Source organism: Micromonospora rhizosphaerae, from assembly GCF_900091465.1.
GTDB classification, from domain to species: Bacteria; Actinomycetota; Actinomycetes; order Mycobacteriales; family Micromonosporaceae; genus Micromonospora; species Micromonospora rhizosphaerae.
This window is the reverse complement of record NZ_FMHV01000002.1, coordinates 5,173,809-5,195,263: the sequence shown is the minus strand read 5'-3', so window position 1 is coordinate 5,195,263 and position 21,455 is coordinate 5,173,809. Positions and strand designations below refer to the sequence as shown.

The 21,455-nt window shown below is 69.5% G+C and carries 16 protein-coding genes; 12 read left to right on the top strand and 4 right to left on the bottom strand.

The annotated features are described in order from the left end of the window. Positions 1 to 192 precede the first annotated feature (192 nt). From GA0070624_RS24415 to GA0070624_RS24390, 4 genes are all read left to right on the top strand, one after another. Entirely contained in the window at positions 193 to 1,842 is a 1,650-nt protein-coding gene (locus GA0070624_RS24415; RefSeq protein ID WP_091345025.1) for a glycoside hydrolase family 10-like protein, read from the top strand. Between the two features lie 350 nt (positions 1,843 to 2,192). Further along, positions 2,193 to 4,430: a catalase/peroxidase HPI gene (gene katG, locus GA0070624_RS24405; protein WP_091345022.1), complete on the top strand. Its 2,238-nt coding sequence runs from the start codon at positions 2,193 to 2,195 to the stop codon at positions 4,428 to 4,430. Positions 4,431 to 4,771: 341 nt separating this feature from the next. Beyond that, positions 4,772 to 6,562 (top strand): gamma-glutamyltransferase, encoded by a 1,791-nt coding sequence (gene ggt, locus GA0070624_RS24400; protein ID WP_091345020.1) that lies wholly within the window; start codon positions 4,772 to 4,774, stop codon positions 6,560 to 6,562. Positions 6,563 to 6,829: 267 nt separating this feature from the next. Beyond that, positions 6,830 to 7,768, top strand: coding sequence for an NAD-dependent epimerase/dehydratase family protein (locus GA0070624_RS24390; protein WP_091345016.1), 939 nt, complete (start codon positions 6,830 to 6,832; stop codon positions 7,766 to 7,768). Between the two features lie 53 nt (positions 7,769 to 7,821). On the opposite strand, the gene rfbD is transcribed toward GA0070624_RS24390, so the two are convergent. After that, positions 7,822 to 8,721: a dTDP-4-dehydrorhamnose reductase gene (rfbD, locus tag GA0070624_RS24385; RefSeq protein WP_091345014.1), complete on the bottom strand. Its 900-nt coding sequence runs from the start codon at positions 8,719 to 8,721 to the stop codon at positions 7,822 to 7,824. Beyond that, a complete protein-coding gene (rfbB, locus tag GA0070624_RS24380; protein WP_091345011.1) occupies positions 8,718 to 9,731 on the bottom strand; it encodes a dTDP-glucose 4,6-dehydratase in 1,014 nt (337 codons plus the stop codon). Before rfbB ends, rfbD begins: the two co-directional genes overlap by 4 nt. 85 nt (positions 9,732 to 9,816) lie before the next feature. Between rfbB and rfbA the strand changes: the two genes are divergently transcribed. From rfbA to GA0070624_RS24350, 6 genes are all read left to right on the top strand, one after another. After that, positions 9,817 to 10,704 carry a glucose-1-phosphate thymidylyltransferase RfbA gene (rfbA, locus tag GA0070624_RS24375; RefSeq protein WP_091345008.1) on the top strand — a complete coding sequence of 296 codons (888 nt, stop codon included), beginning with the start codon at positions 9,817 to 9,819 and terminating at the stop codon, positions 10,702 to 10,704. After that, entirely contained in the window at positions 10,701 to 11,312 is a 612-nt protein-coding gene (locus GA0070624_RS24370; protein WP_091345006.1) for a dTDP-4-dehydrorhamnose 3,5-epimerase family protein, read from the top strand. The genes rfbA and GA0070624_RS24370 overlap by 4 nt, the downstream gene beginning before the upstream one ends. Before the next feature lie 41 nt (positions 11,313 to 11,353). Next, entirely contained in the window at positions 11,354 to 13,132 is a 1,779-nt protein-coding gene (locus GA0070624_RS24365) for a sugar transferase (RefSeq protein ID WP_245718959.1), read from the top strand. A gap of 291 nt (positions 13,133 to 13,423) precedes the next feature. Next, positions 13,424 to 14,461 carry an NAD-dependent epimerase/dehydratase family protein gene (locus tag GA0070624_RS24360; RefSeq protein ID WP_091345004.1) on the top strand — a complete coding sequence of 346 codons (1,038 nt, stop codon included), beginning with the start codon at positions 13,424 to 13,426 and terminating at the stop codon, positions 14,459 to 14,461. Next, a complete protein-coding gene (locus tag GA0070624_RS24355) occupies positions 14,461 to 15,564 on the top strand; it encodes a hypothetical protein (RefSeq protein WP_091345002.1) in 1,104 nt (367 codons plus the stop codon). The genes GA0070624_RS24360 and GA0070624_RS24355 overlap by 1 nt, the downstream gene beginning before the upstream one ends. Beyond that, entirely contained in the window at positions 15,561 to 17,063 is a 1,503-nt protein-coding gene (locus GA0070624_RS24350) for an oligosaccharide flippase family protein (protein WP_091344999.1), read from the top strand. The genes GA0070624_RS24355 and GA0070624_RS24350 overlap by 4 nt, the downstream gene beginning before the upstream one ends. Positions 17,064 to 17,104: 41 nt before the next feature. On the opposite strand, the gene GA0070624_RS24345 is transcribed toward GA0070624_RS24350, so the two are convergent. Together GA0070624_RS24345 and GA0070624_RS24340 are read right to left on the bottom strand one after the other, a co-directional pair. Continuing rightward, on the bottom strand, positions 17,105 to 18,481 hold the full coding sequence (locus GA0070624_RS24345) for an O-antigen ligase family protein (protein ID WP_091344996.1): 1,377 nt from the start codon (positions 18,479 to 18,481) through the stop codon (positions 17,105 to 17,107). 21 nt (positions 18,482 to 18,502) lie between these two features. Continuing rightward, positions 18,503 to 19,408, bottom strand: coding sequence for a hypothetical protein (locus tag GA0070624_RS24340; protein ID WP_091344995.1), 906 nt, complete (start codon positions 19,406 to 19,408; stop codon positions 18,503 to 18,505). A gap of 419 nt (positions 19,409 to 19,827) precedes the next feature. Between GA0070624_RS24340 and GA0070624_RS24335 the strand changes: the two genes are divergently transcribed. Next, a complete protein-coding gene (locus GA0070624_RS24335) occupies positions 19,828 to 20,484 on the top strand; it encodes a polysaccharide deacetylase family protein (RefSeq protein ID WP_245719187.1) in 657 nt (218 codons plus the stop codon). Further along, positions 20,481 to 21,428, top strand: a complete 948-nt coding sequence (locus GA0070624_RS24330; protein ID WP_218105280.1) for a glycosyltransferase family 2 protein — start codon at positions 20,481 to 20,483, stop codon at positions 21,426 to 21,428. The genes GA0070624_RS24335 and GA0070624_RS24330 overlap by 4 nt, the downstream gene beginning before the upstream one ends. The last annotated feature ends 27 nt before the right edge of the window (positions 21,429 to 21,455 follow it).

Below are 21,455 nucleotides of genomic sequence, written 5' to 3'. Positions count from 1 at the left end.
GCCCGCGCCAGAGGGTATGAGCCGGGACGCCGTTGAGCGCTCACCGGGGCCGGACGCTGAAGGGCCCTGTGCGCTTGACAGGCCACGCGCTCTTGGGCGACGGGGGTCACAGCGTCAGTGGGCGCCTTATCTGACCGTTAAGTAACGGTCTACCTGGTTCACCCGGCGGGCCGGACTGGGCAGACTGGGGCGATGCCCGCCGCCGCTCCGCCCGCTGCCACCGCCCACCGCCGTCGTACCCAAGCGCTCGTCGCGGTGGTCGCCTCGCTCGCCGTGGCGGTCGCGGTCGGCGCCTGGTCGCTGCGGGATCGGGTTGTTGGCGACGGAGGTGCAGCGGAGGCGGGCGACGCGGCCGCCGTCGCCACGGGTGGCACCCCCACCTGCGCCGGCCGGCCGGCCCGGGCACCCCGCGAGCTGCGCGGCATGTGGATCACGACGGTGAACAACATCGACTGGCCGAGCCGGCGCGGGCTGCCGGCCGAGACGGCGCGGGCGGAGTTCCGGGGCTGGCTGGACCTGGCTGTGCGGCGCAACCACAACGCGGTCTTCGTGCACGTGCGGCCGAGCGGGGACGCGCTCTGGCCGTCCAGGTACGCGCCGTGGTCGGAGTGGCTGACCGGACGACGCGATGGTCGCGACCCGGGCTGGGACCCGATGGAATTCATGGTCGCCGAGGCCCACGCCCGCAACCTGGAGTTCCACGCCTGGTTCAACCCGTACCGGGGCGGGCAGCCGGCCACGGTGGGCGGGCCCGGCCCCAGGCTGGACCAGCTCGCGCCGACACATCCGCTGCGGCGGCACCCCGACTGGGTGGTGACCTATCCCAGCGCCGACCGGCCCGGCAGCCGCCTCTACTTCAACCCAGGTGTCCCCGAGGCGCGCAAGTTCGTCGAGGACTCGATGCTGGAGGCGGTCCAGCGGTACGACGTCGACGGGGTGCACTTCGACGACTTCTTCTACCCGTACCCGGAGGCCGGCCAGGACTTCCCGGACGGCGCGGCGTTCGCCCGGTACGGGCGGCGGTTCGCGGACAAGGACGCCTGGCGCCGGGACAACGTGAACACGCTGGTCCGGGAGATGAGCGAGCGGATCAAGGCGATCAAGCCGTGGGTGAAGTTCGGCATCAGCCCGTTCGGTATCTGGCGCAACAAGCGCACCGACCCGGCCGGCTCAGCGACAGCCGGGTTGCAGAGCTACGACGACATCTACGCAGACACCCGACTCTGGGTACGGGAGCAGTGGTTGGACTACGTCGTGCCGCAGCTCTACTGGCACATCGGGTTCGGCAAGGCCGACTACGCCAAGCTGCTGCCGTGGTGGGCGGCCACGGTGCGGGGCACCCGGGTTCAGCTCTACATCGGCCAGGCCGACTACCGGGTGGGCGAGCGCGGCGCCTGGCGCGATCCGGCCGAGCTGGACCGCCAGCTTGCCCTCAACCGACGGCACGGGGTGAGCGGAAGCGTGCACTTCAGCGCCAGGCAGGTGCGCGCCGACAAGCTCGGGGCGGTCAGCCGGTACAGCGCGGCGCACTACGCCGGCCCGGCGCTGGTGCCCGCGATGGCGCAGCTACCGGCGGCGCAGCCGGCCGCACCCGCGGTCATCGGCGCGCGGCGTGGGGACGCCGGCGGGGTCGTGCTGACCTGGCGCGGAGGCGGCGCTGCGAGCTTCGCCGTCTACCGGGTGGACGGCGACGCGGCCCGGCTCGTCGGCACTGCCCGGAGTACCGGCTGGGTCGACCGCGGCGCCCCGGCGGACCGCCCGCCGTCCTACTGCGTGTCCGGACTGGATCGCAGCGGGAACGAGGGACCACTCAGCGCGCCGATGTCCGTCGCCGCGCAGTAAGAGATCCCTTCGCGGCGAGTGCACGCGCGGATGAGCTCGCCGGCCCGGAGGGCCGCGGCGAGCACGTCCGGATCGGGGGAGCGTTCGTACGCCTCGGCGGCGGTGACGGTGAACTTGATGACATGTTCGTCGCCGTGCTCGGTGGCACCCACATTCTTGACTGATTCCAGAAAACGGGCCAGACTGCGGGACGTGGTCACGACCCTGGACTTCCAGCAGATGCTGCGCGGGGCCGCGTTGCGCGTCACCCGTCCTCGGGTGGCGGTGCTGGGCGCGGTGCATGTGCCCCGACTGTTCCACCGCAGCCAATTCCTGACCCCTCTGATCCGCCAAGTCACGGAAGGAACCCGATGTCCGAGAACCACGACGCCGTCGTCCACGACGCGACCGCCGGGAGCGAGTCTCGCTGCCCGGTCGCACACGGACGCGCCCCCCACCCGACGCAGGGCGGCGGCAACCGCGGCTGGTGGCCGAACCAGCTCAACCTGAAGATCCTCGCCAAGAACCCCGCCGTGGCCAACCCCCTCGGTGCGGAGTTCAACTACGCCGAGGCGTTCAAGACCCTCGACCTCGCCGCCGTGAAGCAGGACATCGCGGAGGTCCTGACGACCTCGCAGGACTGGTGGCCGGCGGACTACGGCCACTACGGCCCGTTCATCATCCGGATGGCGTGGCACAGCGCGGGCACCTACCGCATCAGCGACGGTCGCGGCGGCGCCGGCGCCGGGCAGCAGCGCTTCGCGCCGCTCAACAGTTGGCCGGACAACGGAAACCTGGACAAGGCTCGCCGCCTGCTGTGGCCGGTCAAGAAGAAGTACGGCCAGAGGCTCTCGTGGGCCGACCTCATGATCCTCGCCGGCAACGTCGCCCTGGAGTCGATGGGCTTCAAGACCTTCGGCTTCGCCGGCGGCCGCCCGGACGTCTGGGAGCCCGACGAGGACGTCTACTGGGGTCCCGAGACCACGTGGCTCGGTGACGAGCGCTACACCGGCGACCGGGATCTCGAGAACCCGCTCGCCGCCGTCCAGATGGGCCTCATCTACGTCAACCCGGAGGGCCCGAACGGCAACCCGGACCCGATCGCCTCGGCCCGGGACATCCGCGAGACGTTCCGCCGCATGGCGATGGACGACGAGGAGACGGTCGCGCTGATCGCCGGCGGTCACACCTTCGGAAAGACCCACGGTGCCGGCCCCACGGACCACGTCGGCGCCGAGCCCGAGGCCGCCCCGATCGAAGAGCAGGGCCTGGGCTGGAAGAACAGCTTCGGCACCGGCAAGGGCGGGGACACGATCACCAGCGGGCTCGAGGGTGCGTGGACCAACACCCCGACCGCGTGGGACAACAGCTTCTTCCAGATCCTGTTCGGGTACGAGTGGGAGCTGACCAAGAGCCCCGCCGGTGCGCACCAGTGGAAGCCGAAGGACGGCGCGGGCGCCGGCACGGTCCCCGACGCGCACGACCCGTCGAAGAGCCACGCTCCGACCATGCTGACGACGGACCTCGCGCTCCGGTTCGACCCGGTCTACGAGCAGATCTCGCGGCGCTTCCTCGAGCACCCGGACGAGCTCGCGGACGCCTTTGCCCGGGCATGGTTCAAGCTGACCCACCGCGACATGGGGCCGATCGCTCGCTACCTCGGCCCGGAGGTCCCGACCGAGACGTTGCTGTGGCAGGACCCCGTGCCGCCGGTTACGCACGAACTCATCGACGCTGAGGACGTCGCCACCCTCAAGGGCCAGATCCTCGCCTCGGGCCTGACGGTCTCCCAACTCGTCTCCACTGCCTGGGCGTCGGCGTCGACGTTCCGCGGCAGCGACAAGCGCGGTGGCGCCAACGGGGCGCGCATCCGCCTCGAGCCGCAGAACGGCTGGGAGGTCAACGACCCCGACGAGCTGGCGCGGGTGCTGCACACCCTGGAGGGGATCCAGGAGGCGTTCAACGCGTCCCAGACCGGCGGGAAGAAGGTCTCGCTCGCCGACCTGATCGTGCTCGCCGGGTCCGCGGCCGTCGAGCTGGCGGCGAAGAACGCCGGCTTCGACGTCGAGGTTCCCGTCACGCCGGGACGTACGGACGCGTTGCAGGAGCAGACCGACGTGGAGTCCTTCGCCGCGATGGAGCCGACCGTCGACGGGTTCCGCAACTACCTCGGCAAGGGCCACCGCCTGCCGGCTGAGTTCCTCCTGGTCGACAAGGCGAACCTGCTGACCCTGAGCGCGCCCGAGATGACGGTCCTCGTCGGCGGTCTCCGCGTCCTGGGTGCGAACTACCAGCAGTCGCCACTGGGCGTCTTCACCACGACCCCCGGATCGCTGACCAACGACTTCTTCGTCAACCTGCTCGACCTGGGTACGACGTGGAAGGCGACGTCCGAGGACGCGAACACCTTCGAGGGTCGGGACCAGGTCACCGGCCAGGTCAAGTGGTCCGGCAGCCGCGTCGACCTCGTCTTCGGCTCCAACTCGGAGCTGCGCGCGCTCGCCGAGGTCTACGCGAGCGACGACGCGCGGGAGAAGTTCGTGCACGACTTCGTCGCGGCGTGGGTCAGGGTGATGAACCTCGACCGGTTCGACCTCGCCCGACCCTGACGTCCAGGCCGGCCCTCACCGGGCCGTCCTGGACGTCCAGGAAAGCAGTTGGGCCCCGCTGGCCGCGAAGTCGCGGCCGGCGGGGCCACGTCCTGTGCCGCCACTCGTTGCCTGCTTCATCAGCTCGCCGTCGCCGTGGTCGGGGAGTGTAGGAAGCCACACCGACACGAACGGCTCCGCGAGCAGTCCCGCGTTGTCGCCGCCCGAGCGGTGCCGGCGCTCTCTCCCGACACCACCCCGCCTGGCCGAACCTTGCCCCGGAACATCGGCACGTTCGGGTTGCCGACTCCCGGCCATGGGAGTAGGCAGTAAGTCCACCCGTGTCGATCTGGGGAGGCCACATGAGACCTCGAGCCCTCATCACCGCGACCGTCGCTCTGGCCACGCTCGTGGCCGCAACCGCCGTTCCCGCCCAGGCGAAGCCGGCCGAGCCGCCGAAGGAGCCGGTGGCCGTCGGGTACGGGGGCGCGGTGTCCACGGTGGATGCCGCTGCCACGGCGGTCGGGCTGGATGTGCTGCGGCGGGGTGGCAACGCGGTCGACGCGGCGGTCGCCGCGGCGGCGACGCTCGGCGTCACCGAACCCTTCTCGGCCGGCATCGGCGGCGGTGGCTTCTTCGTCTACTACGACGCGAAGACCGGGCGCGTGCACACCATCGACGGCCGCGAGTCGGCACCGGCGTCGATGACCGAGACCAGCTTCATCGACCCGGCCACCGGGCAACCGTACCGCTTCGACGAGGCCCGGATCAGCGGGCTGTCCGTCGGTGTCCCCGGCACCCTGCTCACCTGGCAGGACGCGCTGGAGCGCTGGGGCACCCGGTCGCTGGCGCAGCTGCTCAAGCCCGCCGCGCGGGTCGCCGAGGACGGCTTCACCGTCGACGAGACCTTCGCCAGCCAGATCGCCGCGAATCAAGCCGCGTTCGGGAAGTTCAGCTCGACCAGCGCGCTGTACCTGCCCGGCGGTCAGCCGCCGGCGGTCGGCAGCACCTTCCGCAACCCGGACCTCGCGGAGACGTACCGGCTGATCGCCAAGCAGGGCACCGACGTGTTCTACCGGGGCGAGGTCGGCAGCGACGTGGTTGCCACCGTGCAGCACCCGCCGATGGCGGCGCAGCCGATCGGGTCGTGGCCGTACCCGGTCCGGGAGGCCGGGATGACCTCCGCCGATCTCGCCGGCTACCGCACCCGCTTCCCCGAGCCGACCCGGTCGGACTACCGCGGCCTCGAGGTGTACGGCATGTCCACCCCGTCGAGCGGCGGTACCGCGGTGGGCGAAGCGCTCAACATCCTCGAGCAGTTCGACCTGCGGTCGATGACCGCGACCCAGGCGATGCACCACTACCTGGAGGCCAGCGCGCTGGCGTTCGCCGACCGCAACCGGTACGTCGGCGACCACACCGCGCGCAACGTGCTCCGGGAGCTGCTCAGCGACGCGTACGCCAAGGAACGCGCCTGCCTGATCGATCCCTCGGCGGCGCTGCCCAAGCCGGTCGCACCCGGCGTCCCGGACGGCGCCTACGACGGCTGCTCGGCGGCGACGGCCGCCGACACCCGCGACGACCGTAAGAGCACCACCAACCTGACCGTGGCCGACCGGTGGGGCAACGTGGTGGAGTACACGTTGACCATCGAGGCGACCGGCGGCAACGGGATGGTCGTACCCGGTCGGGGATTCCTGCTCAACAACGAGCTGACCGACTTCAACTTCGCGCCGACCCAGGGCACCGCGCCCGACCCGAACCTCCCGGCGCCGGGCAAGCGCCCGCGCAGTTCCATGTCGCCCACAATCGTGCTGGCCGACGGACGGCCGTTCCTGGCTGTCGGCACGCCCGGGGGCGCGACGATCATCACCACGGTCCTGCAGATGCTGGTCAACCGGATCGACCTGGGAATGACCCTGCCGGAGGCGCTGGCGGCGCCGCGGGCATCGCAGCGCAACGGCGCCAGCACTCAGGCCGAGCCGGCGTTCATCACCGAGTACGCCACCGGCCTCCCCCCGGGTCACGCCTTCTCTCCCACCGCGGAGATCGGCGCCGCGACCGGCATCGAGTTCCTGGCGGACGGCCGGCTGCTCGCCGCGGCCGAGCCGGTACGCCGGGGCGGCGGCGCAGCGGCCGTGGTCGGCCGCTAGGCCCGTCACTGACGGTGGGGACCGCGGCGACGGCTCAGACCCGCCTGAGCCGTCGTCGTGCTCCTCGCCGTCGGCGTCCCGCGCCTTAATCCGCACGCCTGCCACGTCCGCGGTGAGGTGGGCGCGACGCCGCCGGTCCGGTCCGACGACGGGGCGGAGGAGCTGGTCGGTACGGCAGGTTGGCCGGCCGAGGCGGCTGACCGGCTGATGGCGGCTTTGACGCCCCACGGCGGCTTCCCTATCGCACCGTAGGAAAGGATGTGACACATGAGCGATCCTGTTTTCGCATCCGCACTCCCCAGGCGCGTTGTCGTCACCGGGGCCGCCGGCAAACTCGGTCGCGCCGTGGTTGCGCACCTGCGCGACGTGGGCGTGGACGTGCTGGCTGTGGACCGCGCCGGCGGGCGCGACCCCCGCGACGTCGACGGCGAGTTCCTCCTCGTCGACCTCACCGACTATGGGCAGGTGGTGGAGGCTTTCAGCGGCGGCGCCGACGAGCACACCGGCAGGGTCGACGCGGTCGTGCACCTGGCGGCGGTCCCGGCGCCGGGGCTGCTGCCCAACGCGACCACCTTCGCGAACAACTCCGCAGCGACGTACAACACCTTCGCTGCGGCCAGGGCGGCAGCGATCAAGCGGGTGGTGTGGGCGTCGAGCGAGACCGTGCTCGGGCTGCCGTTCGACACCCCGCCGCCGTACGCGCCGGTCGACGAGGAGTACCCGCCGCGTCCGGAGTCGACCTACTCGCTGAACAAGGCGCTCGAGGAAGAGATGGCGCGGCACTTCTGCCGATGGGACCCCGAGCTGGTCATGGTGGGCCTGCGGTTCTCCAACGTGATGGACGTCGAGGACTACGCCCAGTTCCCGTCCTTCGACGCTGACCCCCAGCTGCGCCGGTGGAACCTGTGGGGCTACATCGACGCCCGCGACGGGGCTCAGGCGGTCGAGCGGGCACTCGCCCACGACCTGCCCGGCGCCGACGTCTTCATCATCGCCAATGCCGACACCGTCATGAGCAGGTCCAGTGCCCGCCTCATGGCCGAGGTCTACCCGGGTGTGGAGGTCCGCAAGGAGCTCGGCGAGCACGAGACCTTGCTCAGCATCGACAAGGCACGACGGGTGCTGGGCTACGCGCCCCAGCACTCATGGCGGAACCACGTGGACCCACGGGCCGCTGACGCGCGCCGACCCGTCAGTGGACGATGACAAGGTTGGCCATGTCGACGACCGGCCGGTAGCCGAGGGATGATCAACGACGCCTATCTACGCTGTTGACCCCGACGGTTGGCTGTCGCATGTGGAGCAGGGGCCAGGGCCTCGGCCAGGGCCGAGCGCCAGTCCGCCATCGGCTGCAGGTCCGCGGCGGCCCAGCGGTCGTGGGCCAGGATGCTGTACGCCGGACGGGGAGCCGGGCGGCGGTAGCGGTCGCTGGTCGTCGGCCGGATGCGATCGGGATCGAGGCCGCGCAGGGTGAACACGGCGCGGGCGAGGCCGTACCAGGTGGTCTCGCCCGATGCGGTGCCGTGGTAGGCGCCGGGGGCGGCGTGGCAGGCCAGCGCCGCGTCGGTCAGCGCGACCAGCTGTTCCGCCAGCCGGTACGACCAGGTGGGTTGCCCTCGCTGGTCATCCACCACGTCGAGCCACTCGCGCTCCTCGGCCAGCCGCAGCATGGTGGCGACGAAGTTGGGTCCGTGTTCGCCGTAGAGCCAGGCGGTGCGCACGATGTAGCCGGTGTCGGGGAGCAGCCGGGTCACCGCGAGCTCTCCGGCGAGTTTGCTGCGCCCGTACGCGTTGACCGGACAGGTAAGGGCGTCTTCCCGGTACGGCTCGGTGGCGTCGCCGCGGAAGACGTAATCGGTGGATATGTGGATCATGCGCGCGCCGGTCGCGGCGCAGGCTGCGGCCAGGTTTGCGACGGCGTCGCCGTTGGCGGCGGTGGCGGCTTCCTCATGCGCCTCGGCGGCGTCCACGTCGGTCCACGCCGCTGTGTTGATCACCAGGTCGTGCCCGGCGACGGCGGCTCGCACCGCGTCCGGGTCGGTGATGTCGAGCTCGGCGCGCGTGGTGGCCGTGACGGACAGGTCGCCTCGGCAGCTCAGGACTGCCACCAGATCCCGCCCCAGCATGCCGCCGGCGCCGGTGACCAGCAGTCGGCTCATCCGGCGACGGCCGGTTCAATGCCCGCTTTCAGCGGCTCCCACCAGGCCCGGTGGTCCCGGTACCACTGCACGGTCTGCGTCAGGCCGCGCTCGAGGTCGATGCTCGGCGCGTACCCGAGCTCAAGCCTGATCTTGCTGATGTCCAGGGAGTAGCGGCGGTCGTGGCCCTTGCGGTCGGTGACCGGCACGACCCGGTCCCACCCGGCGTCGCAGGCCTGCAGCAGCCATGCGGTGAGCTCCTTGTTGCTGAGCTCGGTGCCGCCGCCGATGTGGTAGACCTCGCCGGCGCGGCCCTTCTCCTGGACCATGGCGATGCCCCGGCAGTGGTCGTGCACGTGCAGCCAGTCCCGGATGTTGCCGCCGTCGCCGTAGAGGGGCACGGTGCCGCCGTCGAGCAGGTTGGTCACGAACAGGGGGATGACCTTCTCCGGGAACTGGTACGGCCCGTAGTTGTTCGAGCAGCGGGTGACCACCACGTCCATGCCGTGGGTGCGGTGGTAGGCCAGCGCCAGCAGATCGGAGCCGGCCTTGGACGCCGAGTACGGCGAGTTCGGCGCCAGCGGCCAGGTCTCCGTCCAGGAGCCCTCGTCGATGGACCCGTACACCTCGTCGGTGGACACGTGCACGAACCGGTGCGTGCCATGCCGCAGCGCCGCGTCGAGCAGGGTCTGGGTGCCGAGCACGTTGGTCGTGACGAACGGCGCCGCACCGCTGATGGAACGGTCCACGTGGGACTCGGCGGCGAAGTGCACGATCACGTCGTGACCGGCGACGACCTCATCGACCAGCGCCTGGTCACAGATATCACCGCGCACCAACCGCAGGCGCGGGTCGTCACGTACGGGTGCCAGGTTTTGCAGGTTTCCCGAGTAGGTCAGTTTGTCCAGCACGGTGACCGCACTCGGCTCGAGGTGCGGGTCGGTGGGACCGGTGCTGCCCGGCGCTTGCAACAGCATGCGCACGTACTCGGATCCGATGAATCCGGCTCCGCCGGTGACGAGGATCCTCACGGGTCCGGGAGTCTACGCAAGGTTTGCCTGCGTCCCAGTCGCATCGGCGACACCAGCCCCGCGTGCCCGCCGCTAGCCTCGCCAAATGCGCGGAATCCTTCTCGCCGGCGGCACCGGAACTCGGCTGTGGCCGATCACGCGCGCGGTGTCCAAGCAGCTCATGCCGGTCTTCGACAAGCCGATGGTCTACTACCCGCTCTCCACCCTCGTCATGGCGGGGGTGCGGGAGATCCTGATCATGACCACGCCCGAGGATCAGGACCAGTTCCGCCGCCTGTTCGGTGACGGCGCCCAGTTCGGGCTGCGGCTGGAATACGCCGTACAGCCCCGCCCGGAGGGGATCGCGCAGGCCTTCATCGTCGCTGCCGACTTCGTCGGCGCCGAGTCCGTGGCACTGATCCTCGGCGACAACATCTTCCACGGCGTCGGCCTGGGCCGGCAGCTCGCCACCAACGGCGACCCGGTCGGTGGCCGGGTCTTCGCCTACCCGGTGGCCAACCCGGAGGCGTACGGCGTGGTCGACTTCGACGCCGACGGCAAGGTGCTCTCCATCGAGGAAAAGCCGACGAAGCCGAAGTCCCGCTATGCCGTGCCCGGCCTCTACTTCTACGACAGCCGGGTCGTCGACATCGCCCGCAAGCTCACCCCCAGCGCCCGGGGCGAGTTGGAGATCACCGCGGTCAACGAGACCTACCGGGAGTTGGGCGAGCTTTCCGTGACGGTGCTGGACCGGGGCACCGCCTGGCTGGACACGGGCACCTTCACCTCGATGATGCAGGCCGCCGAGTTCGTCCGGGTCATCGAGGAACGCCAGGGCATGAAGATCGGCTGCATCGAAGAGGTGGTCTGGCGGGCCGGCCTGATCAACGACGAACAACTGCGCACGCTGGCCGAGCCGCTGACCAGGAGCGGATACGGCACCTACCTGCTCAGCCTGCTCGCCGAGCAGCCAACCGGCGGGAATGACCGATGAAGATCCGGCCGCTGAGCATCGACGGGGCATGGGAGATCACCCCACAGCAACACGGCGACCCACGCGGACTGTTCATGGAGTGGTACCGCTTCGACCGCCTCGCCGCCGCGGTCGGACACCCGCTCCGGCTCGCCCAGGCCAACCTCTCGGTCTCCGCGCGCGGAGTGGTTCGCGGCATCCACTTCGCCGACGTACCGCCCGGCCAGGCCAAGTACGTGACCTGCGTACGCGGGGTGGTCATCGACATGGTCGTGGACATCCGGGTGGGCTCGCCGACCTTCGGGCAATGGGAGGCCATCCGCCTCGACGACACCGATCGTCGCGCCGTCTACCTCGGCGAAGGCCTGGGCCACGGCTTCTGCGCCGTGACCGACGACGCCACCCTGAGCTACCTCTGCTCCACCACCTACAACCCCCCTGCCGAGCACACCGTGCACCCCCTCGACCCGCAACTGGCCATCGACTGGCCGGCGGACGCGCCGGTGCTCTCGGCCCGGGACGCAGCCGCGCCGAGCCTGGCCCAGGCGCGCGAGGCGGGACTGCTGCCGGACTACCACAGCTGCCGGTCATTCATGTCCAGCCTGACCGCGGGCGCGACGCCCTACTGACCCGGCCGAAAGTCGGGCGCCCGACCGCCTCCACGGGTGGTGTGCGGCAACTGGACGGGCCATTGTGTAATGCCCCGTCGGCCGCCCCCGCACCCTCCTCATTGTCCGCAATTGGACTCTGGACCGGAAAACTGGAAACTTCGCTGGCGGAGCGAGTGTGGATTGAGCATCCTGAAGCGCAGTCGGTCTCGCGCGGCTTCCTGGACGACTTGCTCCCGGATGCGAAGTTCTCGCGCGTACCGCACGATTCCGAGCCGGCAGACAAACGGTACGGCGGACGGTTGGCGACGGGCGCAGAGGGAGGCGGAGTGAATTCGGTCGACCTCGCACCTGTCATCGACCTTACGGCCGTCCGAAACAGCTCGACGGCGCCACCAGCTGATCCGGTTGGGCCGACGCGGAGTGGCTGGCAGTCCCGGTACGTCGTCACACTGTGTCTCGTCGACCTGACGATTGGACTGGCGTCCGCGGCCGCTGCCCTGGGCCTTCGATTCGGCCCGTTGACGGCCGATCCGTATCACCGTGGCTATCTCTGGATCACCATTACGCTGCCGTTCGGCTGGATGGTCGCGCTCACCCTCAACCGAGCGTATGAAACACGCCATCTTTTCGTCGGGAATGATGAGTACGCTCGGGTGTTTCGAGCCGGTCTCGCCCTTACCGCCACCTTGGCGATTGTTTCCTTTGCAGTCGATTTCCGGCTCGCCAGAGGCTACGTGATCATCGCGATGCCGCTGCTCATCGTCGCCGGAGTCGCGGTGCGGTATCTCGTCCGCCGGCGCCTGCACCGCTCATGGGCCCGCGGTGAACGCCTGCACCGGGTGATTCTGGTCGGGCACGGGCTGGCCGTCGCCGAGATGACCAGAAGACTGCGCCGCGAGCGCTTCCACGGACTCGGCGTGGTCGGCGCCTGCCTGCCGCACCCCCGCGCCGAGCCCGCCGGGCGACGCGCGGCCGGCTTGCTGCCGCCGATCCTCGGCACGTTCGAGGACGTGGCCACCGCCGTCTCACGCGCGGGTGCGGACACGGTCGTGGTCCTCTCCTGCCCGGAGATCGCCGGAGCCGCCCTGCGCCGGTTGGGGTGGCAACTGGAACGCGACGACGTGGACCTCATCGTTGCCAGCAATCTCATCGACGTGGCCGGGGATCGCACCACGGTCCGCCCGGTGGACGGGTTGCCGATGCTGCACGTCGAGCACCCCCGCCTGAAGGGCGGCCGGCGGTTCGTCAAGTCGGTCTTCGACCGCGTGTCCGCGCTCCTGCTGCTGATCGTCGCCGCCCCGCTGCTGCTGGCGATCACGCTGCTGATCCGGATGAGCCCGGGTGCCGGGGGCCCGGCGATCTTCCGCCAGGAGCGAGTGGGCAAGAACGGCCGACCGTTCGTCATCTACAAGTTCCGGACGATGTACGTGGACGCGGAAGATCGTCTGGCGGAGTTGCTCGACCGCAACGAGACCGACGGCGGGCTGTTCAAGATGCGTGACGACCCGCGGGTGACCCGGGTCGGGCGCTGGCTGCGCCGGCTGTCGCTGGACGAGGTCCCGCAGCTTGTCAATGTGCTCAAGGGCGACATGTCGCTGGTCGGACCGCGGCCGCCGCTGCCCCGTGAGGTCGCCGGCTATCCGGCGGACATGCGCCGGCGCCTGGTGGTCAAGCCCGGCCTGACCGGGCTGTGGCAGGTCTCCGGCCGATCCGACCTCTCATGGGAGGAGTCCATCCGGCTGGACCTGTCGTACGTGGAGAACTGGTCGTTGACCATGGACCTGGCGATCCTGCTCCGCACCCTGAGCGCCGTCATCCGAAGCTCCGGGGCGTACTGATAGCGGGAGACGGAGTTCAGACGCGCACGACACTCCGCCGTCGTGCGTGGATCGCTGCTCTGCAGCCGTCCAAGGGCGGGGGTCTACTCATCGAGGACACTGAGATCGACCGCGAAAACCCAACAGCACGGGAGTTGCCCCCTCCGGCTTCTTTGCACAAAGCCCTCCAGTCACTTATGGCGGATTAGTCGTGCGCAAAGCCGGCCGGGTCAGAAATCTGTCAGTACCAGGCATTCCGGGGACCGACTGATTACAGTATCTGCGTCCCATTCCAATGGACGGGAGATCCGCATGCGCGTACTCGTCACCGGGCACGAGGGCTACCTGGGTAGCGTACTGGTCCCGGTGCTCATCGGCGCCGGCCACGAGGTGGTCGGTCTGGACACCGGACTGTTCGCCGAGTGCACGCTGGGGCCGACACCCGAACCGGTGTCGGCGCTCCGCACTGACCTGCGCGATGTGACCGCCGAGGACCTCGCCCATGTCGCGCCGGACGCAGTCATGCACCTCGCGGCGCTCTGTAACGACCCGCTGGGCGATCTGAACCCCGACCTGACGTACGACGTGAACCATCGAGCGACATTGCGCCTGGCCCGCGCGGCCAAGGCGGCGGGCGTAGAGCGGTTCCTGTTCTCCTCCTCGTGCAGTCTGTACGGCGCGGGCGCCGAGGATGCCCCGTTGACCGAGACCGCCGACTTCGCGCCGCTCACCCCGTACGGCGAGTCCAAGATCCGGAGCGAGCGCGACCTGGCCCAGCTTGCAGACGACGACTTTTCCCTGATCTTCCTGCGCAATGCGACCGCGTACGGCTTCTCGCCCCGGCTGCGCGGTGACCTGGTGGTCAACGACCTAGTCGGCAATGCGCTGATCGCCGGACAGGTGGGGCTGCGAAGCGACGGCATGGCTTGGCGGCCGCTGGTGCACGCCGAGGACATCGCAGCGGCCTTCCTGGCTCTGCTCGAGGCGCCCCGTGAGACGGTGCACGGCAAGGCGTACAACGTCGGCGACTCGGCCGAGAACTATCTGATCCGCGACGTGGCGGAGCTGGTCCGCGATGTGGTCGGCGGCAGCGTGACGTACGCGTCGGGTGCCGGCGCGGACGCCCGTAACTACCGGGTCTCCTGCGACCTGATCGCCCGAGAAGTTCCCGGTTTTCGTCCACAGTGGACGCTGCGGAAAGGCATCGAACAGCTCGCCGAGGCGTACCAGCGCTACGGGCTCGCGCTGGAGGACCTGATGGGGGAGCGACACCAGCGGCTGCGCCGAATCACCGCACTGCGTAAGGCCGGGCGGATCGACGATTCGCTGCGCTGGATGGAGACCGCGTGATGCCGAATGCCGGGGCGTCTGGAGGTACGGCACTCGACCTGCGGGTCGGCGACCTCGTGGAGGTACGTAGCGCGGCGGAGATCCTCGCGATGCTGGACGAGAACGGCGAGCTGGGCTCGCTGCCTTTCATGCCGGAAATGCTCAAGTACTGCGGGCAGCGGCTCACGGTCTACAAGGTCGCGCACAAGACCTGCGATACGCTGACTCGGTCCGGCATCCGGAAAATGGAGAACGCGGTCCACCTCACCGCGGCGCGCTGCGACGGCGGCGGCCACGGTGGCTGCCAGGCGGCCTGTCTCCTCTTCTGGAAACACGCCTGGCTGCGTAAGGTCGATCCAGCCGAGGCCACCGCGGCGGTGCCCGTCGACGAACTCGCCGAGACCGCCGGCGCCGCCACGGCGTCCGCCGATGAACTCGCCGCGCCCAGGCTGCTGCCGCTACTCAACGCGAACAGCCGACGCCCGCCGGCCGAGGACGGCGCGGAGCGGTACCGCTGCCAGGCGACCGAGCTGCTGCGGGCGGCGCCGCAGGTGCTGCCGGCGCGCGACCTTACCCAGTACGTCGAAGACGTGCAGACCGGTAACGCCACAGTCCTATGGACGATCCGGACGTTCCTCGTCATGCTCTACAACCGCTGGCAGGGGTTCAGTGTCCAGCACCTGCCCGCTTGGCTGCGGGTCAGGGGCGGGCGGCGCTGGGGCTTCCTGCGCGGTCTGGCGGCCGGCAACACGCCGACCGTCTCACTCGGGCTGCAGCCCGGCGACCTGGTACGCATACGGTCGCGCGAGGAGATCGAGCCGACCCTCAACGCCGACCTGCTCAACCGGGGCATGGGCTTCGACTCGGAGATGGCCCGGTTCTGCGGCCGTACCGGCCGGGTGGCCCGCCGAGTGGACCACATCATTGACGAAACGACCGGTCGCATGCTGCGGATGAAGAACCCGTGCATCGTGCTGGAGAACGTCATCTGCGAGGGCGCGCACAACGGCAACTGCCCGCGAGCGATCACGCCTTACTGGCGCGAGATCTGGCTTGAGAAGATCGTTACGGATACCGGGGACGGCCGTACGGAGGCGGCTCCGGCGGTGAGCGTGGCGGAATGACCACCGATGAGGTGGTCGGCGACGCGGAGGTCGGCGAGTCGATCGCCCGTCAGGCGGGCCGGGGGCTGAAATGGAGCCTGCTAGGCACGCTCCTCACGAAGATCGGCTCGTTCGCGATGGGCCTGGTACTGGCCCGGTTGCTCGCGCCCGAGGACTTCGGGCAGTACGCGATAGCGCTCGCCGCGCTCGGTGTCCTCATGCACATCAACGACCTCGGCCTGATCGCGGCGACGGTCCAGTGGCGCGGCAAGCTGGAGGAGATGGCGCCCACCGCGGCGGTCCTGGCCGCCGGGTTCGGCATCGCGATCTATGGCGTCTTCTGGCTCGCCGCGCCGGCGTTCGCCGCGGCCGCTGGCGACAGCGGCGCCGCCCCGGTGGTGCGGATCCTCACGCTGATCATCGTGATCGACGGGCTGACCGCGGTACGCAGCGGTGCGCTGATGCGTAACTTCCAGCAGAAAGAGCTGATCATCGCGAACGGGCTCGGGTTCGTCGTCAACGCTGCGCTCTCCATTTACCTCGCAGCGAAAGGCAATGGGGCGTACAGCTTCGCCTGGGGCCAACTGGCCGGTGCCTTTGCCACGGGAGTGCTGGTGTGCGTGCTCGCCAGGGTGCCGCTGCGCATCAGCGTCGATCGAGCCATCGCCAAGCGGCTGATGCACTTCGGGGTACCGCTGGCGGCGAGTCTCGGCGTCGACGCGGTCATCACGAACGTACAGCTCATGATCGTCGGTCACCTCACCGGCCCGACCGCCCTCGGGTACTTTTTGCTGGCCTTCAACATCTCCAGCTGGGCCCAGACAATTCTCGGCACCGCTATCCGGTATGTATCGGTGGCCGGTTTCTCCCGGCTCTCCGAGCACGACGACGAGGCGCTCTCGGCCGGCGTGCGGGCCTCGATGTCCGTCCTGGTGACCGTGGTGGCACCGATCGTGGCGCTGATGTCCGCACTCGCCACTCCGTTGGTGGTTTTTCTGTACGGTCACTCCTGGTCGCCGGCCGCGCCGGTGCTTCGCATCCTCGTAGTGCTCACCCTCGCCCGGATGATGACCAGGCTGGCGATGGACGTTCTGATGGGCGCCGGGGCGACCCGGGCAGCCCTGTGGTTCAACGTGGGTTGGGCGATCGCGCTGGCCCCCACGCTGTGGTTCGCGACCCAGTTCCACGGTCTGCAGGGGGCGGCCATGGCGCAGGCGGGGGTCGGGTTCTTCGTCGCGATCCCGCTCGCCGCGGTCGCTCTGCGGCGGGTACGGGTGGGCGTCGCGCCGATCGGCCGGGCGATCATACGTCCCCTGTTTGTGGCCCTGGTGGCCGCCGTGATCGCGTTCCTGCTGGCCCGGTTCACCGGTCCGTACCCGGTCGTGCAACTCCTTGTCGCTGGCACCGCAGGAGTCGTGGTTTACCTGCCCCTCGCCGTACCTCGCGAGCAGCTGAGCCGGTGGCGCGACCTGGCCGGGCGCCGAGGCGGTAAGCCAGAGCCAGCCGCTGCTCTCAACTGAGCGACGCGCCACAAAGTCCCAGCCCTGCGGCCCGCGTCCGTTCAGCGGTCGAGGAACCAGCGGGTCGTGGAATTGCGTACCGTGGCCTTGGGGTGCGTCAGCCGCCACACGGTGCCGCACATTCCAAGCGTCAGGGCGAGGATCGTCGCGTATGACATGAAGGAGAGAGAGTCGAAGGTGCCGGCGACCACGATGCCGATGAGCTGGGTTGCGATGAGCCCGGCGCACAGGTGGCGGTCCTCGATTGCCGTGGACCGACGCAGCGCCATCCACGCGAGCGCGATCCCGGTCAGGTGCAGCCCGGCGAGGGTCATTACCCCGATGATGCCGTTGGTGATCAAAGTGTCCAGCCACTGGTTGTCGAGGATCTGGTATTGGGGAGACACCCAGGTGCCGGTGCCGCGGCCCAACCACGGGCGCTGCGCAAAATAGCCAAAGGCCAGCGGATAGCGCGCCTGGCGGACCGTGAAGGCCGGATTGGACGACGGGCTGTCGAACAGGTGGAGCAGGGTCTTGATCAGGCCGGGACTCATCGCGGCAACCGCGGCCAGCAATCCGCCGGTGAGCACTGCAATGTTGTACCGCAGCCGCCAGGTCCACAACGGGGCGAGGCAGACGACGATCAGCCCAACCGCGAGTACGCCGGTGCGGGAAATGGTGGTCGCAATGCCGCCTGCGATCAGCACGGTGGCGACCAGGGAAAGCTGGCGCCGGTGCGGCCGGCGACTGAAGCAGGCGAAATGAATTGCGAACGGCAGGATCAGCGAGAGGAGCGCGGCGAGTTCGATGTAGTGGGTGGTCGTGCTCGCCACCCGGATGCCGCCGCCGCGTACCTCGAAGCCGGGCGTCCAGCCCTTTGCCTGCAGCCCCGGTACCCTCAGGAACCGAGTCAGCTCGTAGCTGGTCAAGTACTGCACGATGGCGATGGCCGCGATCACCGCCCCGCAGACGACCAGGACTTTGAGCACGCCGCGCAACCGCAACCAGTTGGGTACGCCGTCGGCGGCGGTCAGCACCACGCCGACAAAGATGCAGAAGAACAGCATGGTCCGGTCGGCCGCGTTGGCCTCTATCGAGGTGAGCCCGCGCAGGAAGCCGACCGCGTACGAGATGATCGCGGCGACCATGAAGACCAGGACGGCCCAGCGCATCGGCTGTGGCCCCGTCATGACCAGGTGCGAGCCGAAGCGGGCCAGCACCCACCAGCAGAACAGCAGCATGCCGACGATCAAGCCGGGCCGGCCGAGGTCGGTCATGCCGGGGATGATCAGCTGCGCCGGGATCAAGGAGATCAGGATGATCGTAAGGCTGAGCAGTGCGGCGGCGTCGATGTAGGTGATCCTGCGGCGGCTGACATAGGTCTGGCCGAAGACCAGCGACGGCTCCAGGTCACCGGTGCGGCTGCTGATGGGGCGCATCGGGATCGGTCGACGCGGCGCTCAGGGCCGCGTCCACGGCAGCACGATGGTCGCCTCGGGCGGGACAGAGGGATCCGACTCCCCACGACTGTTGCCCTTGCCGCTGCTGGTGGTTGGAGCGCTGTCCAGTCGAACCCTCACGGTGGGCTGCTCCTCGGCCATCGTGGTGGGCCGTTTGACCTCGTCTCGCTCATCGGTGTGCACCCGAGGCACCGGCGCGATCACCGACGGCGACGAGAGCCGTTCGGCGCCCAACGTCCCTGGCGCCGGGTTCGGCGTCGCCGTCGGCGGCACCGCGTCGACGGCGGCACGCCGACGCTGCCGGCGGCGCAGCAATGCATCGATGCCGACGGTGCCAGCGGCGCTCAGCAGCAGTCCCGCCCCCACCACCGCGATGAACGCCCGCTTGACCTTCGAGTTGGACTGCACGACGTTGGTGCCCAGGTCCAGGCGGCGGGTGGTGATGGCGTCGCTCGGAGCCACCGAGTAGGCGCTCTGTAGGTTCGCCACGCTCTGCGAGAACCGCTCGACCAGCTGCTCCGCGGTCGCGCTTGCCTGCGCCTCCGACTTGCCGATGATCTCGAAGCTGACCATGGGGCTGGTGCTGCCCATGGTCAACGTGTACGAGTCGCTGTAGCCGAGCGCCTTCATCCGCTTGGCGACCGACCGATCGGTCACCGTCACGATCGCCGCGTTTCCGATCGTCTCGAGGCCCAGCCCGATCCACGGGTTGCGCTGTTCCGCAGTGGCCTCGCCGGGCTTTGTCTGTCCGATCACCGGTGGGACGAGCTGTACGTAGGCGGTGCCGACGTAATCGGGCTTAACCTGCGTAATCGTCAACACCGCGAAAGCGGCGGAGAGCACGAGCATGGGCGACACGATCTTCCAGCGTCGGACCAACAATTTGGTGAGGTCCCAGAAGTCCACGTCGTTCCCATCGTTGATCCGTTCGTGTGGCAGGCCCGGTTCGGAGAGCGCTCAATGTCTCCTGTGCCGCATGCGGTATCCAGTATCTGGTAGCGAGCGCTGGGCAGCAAGGCGCCATCGGCCTCGCCGCCGGCGTGTTCGACCCATCATCCGGGCAGGCCGGCGTGACCATCTGCTTTGGTCGGAATGCCGACATCGGCGCAGGAGTCAGCTCGCGACGCTGTCTTCGTATGTCAGCATCCGATATCGAACGAAAGCGGGTCGCGCCGCCACATTCGTAGTGTCGGCTTGCGGATAGCTGGTCGGCCCGATCAACCGATGGTTGCCACGCTCGGGGCGGATCGACGATGTCCACGTCGACGGCCCGGCTAGATCAGACGAATGGTGGTGTCGTGCGCGTAAGCTTTCCCAGCTTGGTAGTGAACCTCACGGTGCATGGCATCGGCGCGGCCCCGCGTCCGCTGGACCCCGGCGAGGCCGGCACCTGGGTCAGCACCGACCAGTTTGAGCAGGTGCTGGACGCCGTGGTGGGGCGGCCGAACGTGTGCCTCACCTTCGACGACGGCAACGCGTCCGACCTGGAGATCGCGTTGCCGCGGCTACTGGAACGCGGGCTGGCCGCCGAGTTCTTCGTCCTGGCCGGTCTCTTGGGAGAGCCTGGCCGGCTGGACAAGGACGGGGTACGTGAACTGCGCCGGGCCGGCATGGCGATCGGCTCGCACGGCTGGGCGCACCGCGACTGGCGACAGCTGACCGACGAGGAGGCGGCCGAGGAACTGGTGGATGCCCACAGGGTCCTCAGCGAGCTGGCGGGGCACCCGGTCAACCGGGTAGCTATCCCGTTCGGCTCGTACGACCGGCACGTACTGCGCCGGTTGAGGCGGGCCAGAGTGGCTTGCGCCTACACCAGCGACGGCGGCCGCGCCCGGCCGGCCAGTTGGCTGCAGGCCCGTACCAGCCTGCGCCACGACCTGGACGTCGGCTGGGTTACCCGAGCGTTGGCGTCCTCGCCGCTGAAGACGCGTGGCCGCCGGCTCGCCGCCCGTACCGTCAAGCGGTTGCGTGGCTCGCGGTGACCGCAGTCGACCTGAGCGGCGTGCCGGATGACGACGTGCCGAACCTCGCGATCGTCATCGTCACGTACAACAGCGCCGAGGTACTCGAGGGCTGCCTGAGATCGCTGAAGTCACAGGGCGTCCGCCTCGCCTCGATTGTCGTCGCCGACAACGCCTCACAGGATCATTCCGTCGCGATCGCCCAGGCGGCGGCCGACGACCTCCCGATCCAGACAGTCCAACTGGGGCGCAACGCCGGCTACGCGGCCGCCATCAACGCTGCGTCAGCCACATTGGACATGCGCAAGGTCAGCGCCGTGTTCCTGATGAACCCGGACTGCCGGCTACGCCCGGACAGCCTGCGGCTGCTTGCGAGGGTGCTGCGTCAGCCGGGCCGCGGCATCGCGGTGCCCCGGCTGGTCAACCCCGACGGCACACTACAACCCTCACTGCGCCGCAGGCCGACCGTGGGCCGAGCCTTGGCCGAGTCGCTGCTCGGCGGGAGGCTCGCCGGCCGGATCGGCGTCCTCGGTGAGATGATCACTGATCCGGCCCGGTACGAGCGACCCGGCCCGGCGGTCTGGGCCACCGGTGCCGCAATGCTGATCGCCGCCGAGGCGGCCCGCGACATCGGGCCCTGGGACGAGTCTTTCCTGCTCTATAGCGAGGAGACTGAGTACGCGCTGCGCGCCGCCGACCGCGGCTGGACCCTGTGGTACGAGCCGGCGGCGGTGGTCGAGCACATCGGCGGCGACTCGGGTATCAACCCGAGGCTGGCCGCGCTGCTGGTCGTCAACCGGGTCACCTTGTTCCGGCGCCGGCACCGAGGCCCGACGGCGTGGGCCTACTACCTCGCCGTCCTCTCCGGCGAACTGATCCGCGCGCTGACCGGTCGGCGCACCGCCCGCGCGATTGCCGTCGCGTTGCTGCGGCCGTCGCGTCGGATCAAGGCCCTGGCGGACTGACCTGACATGGATCACTCGGGAGCGACC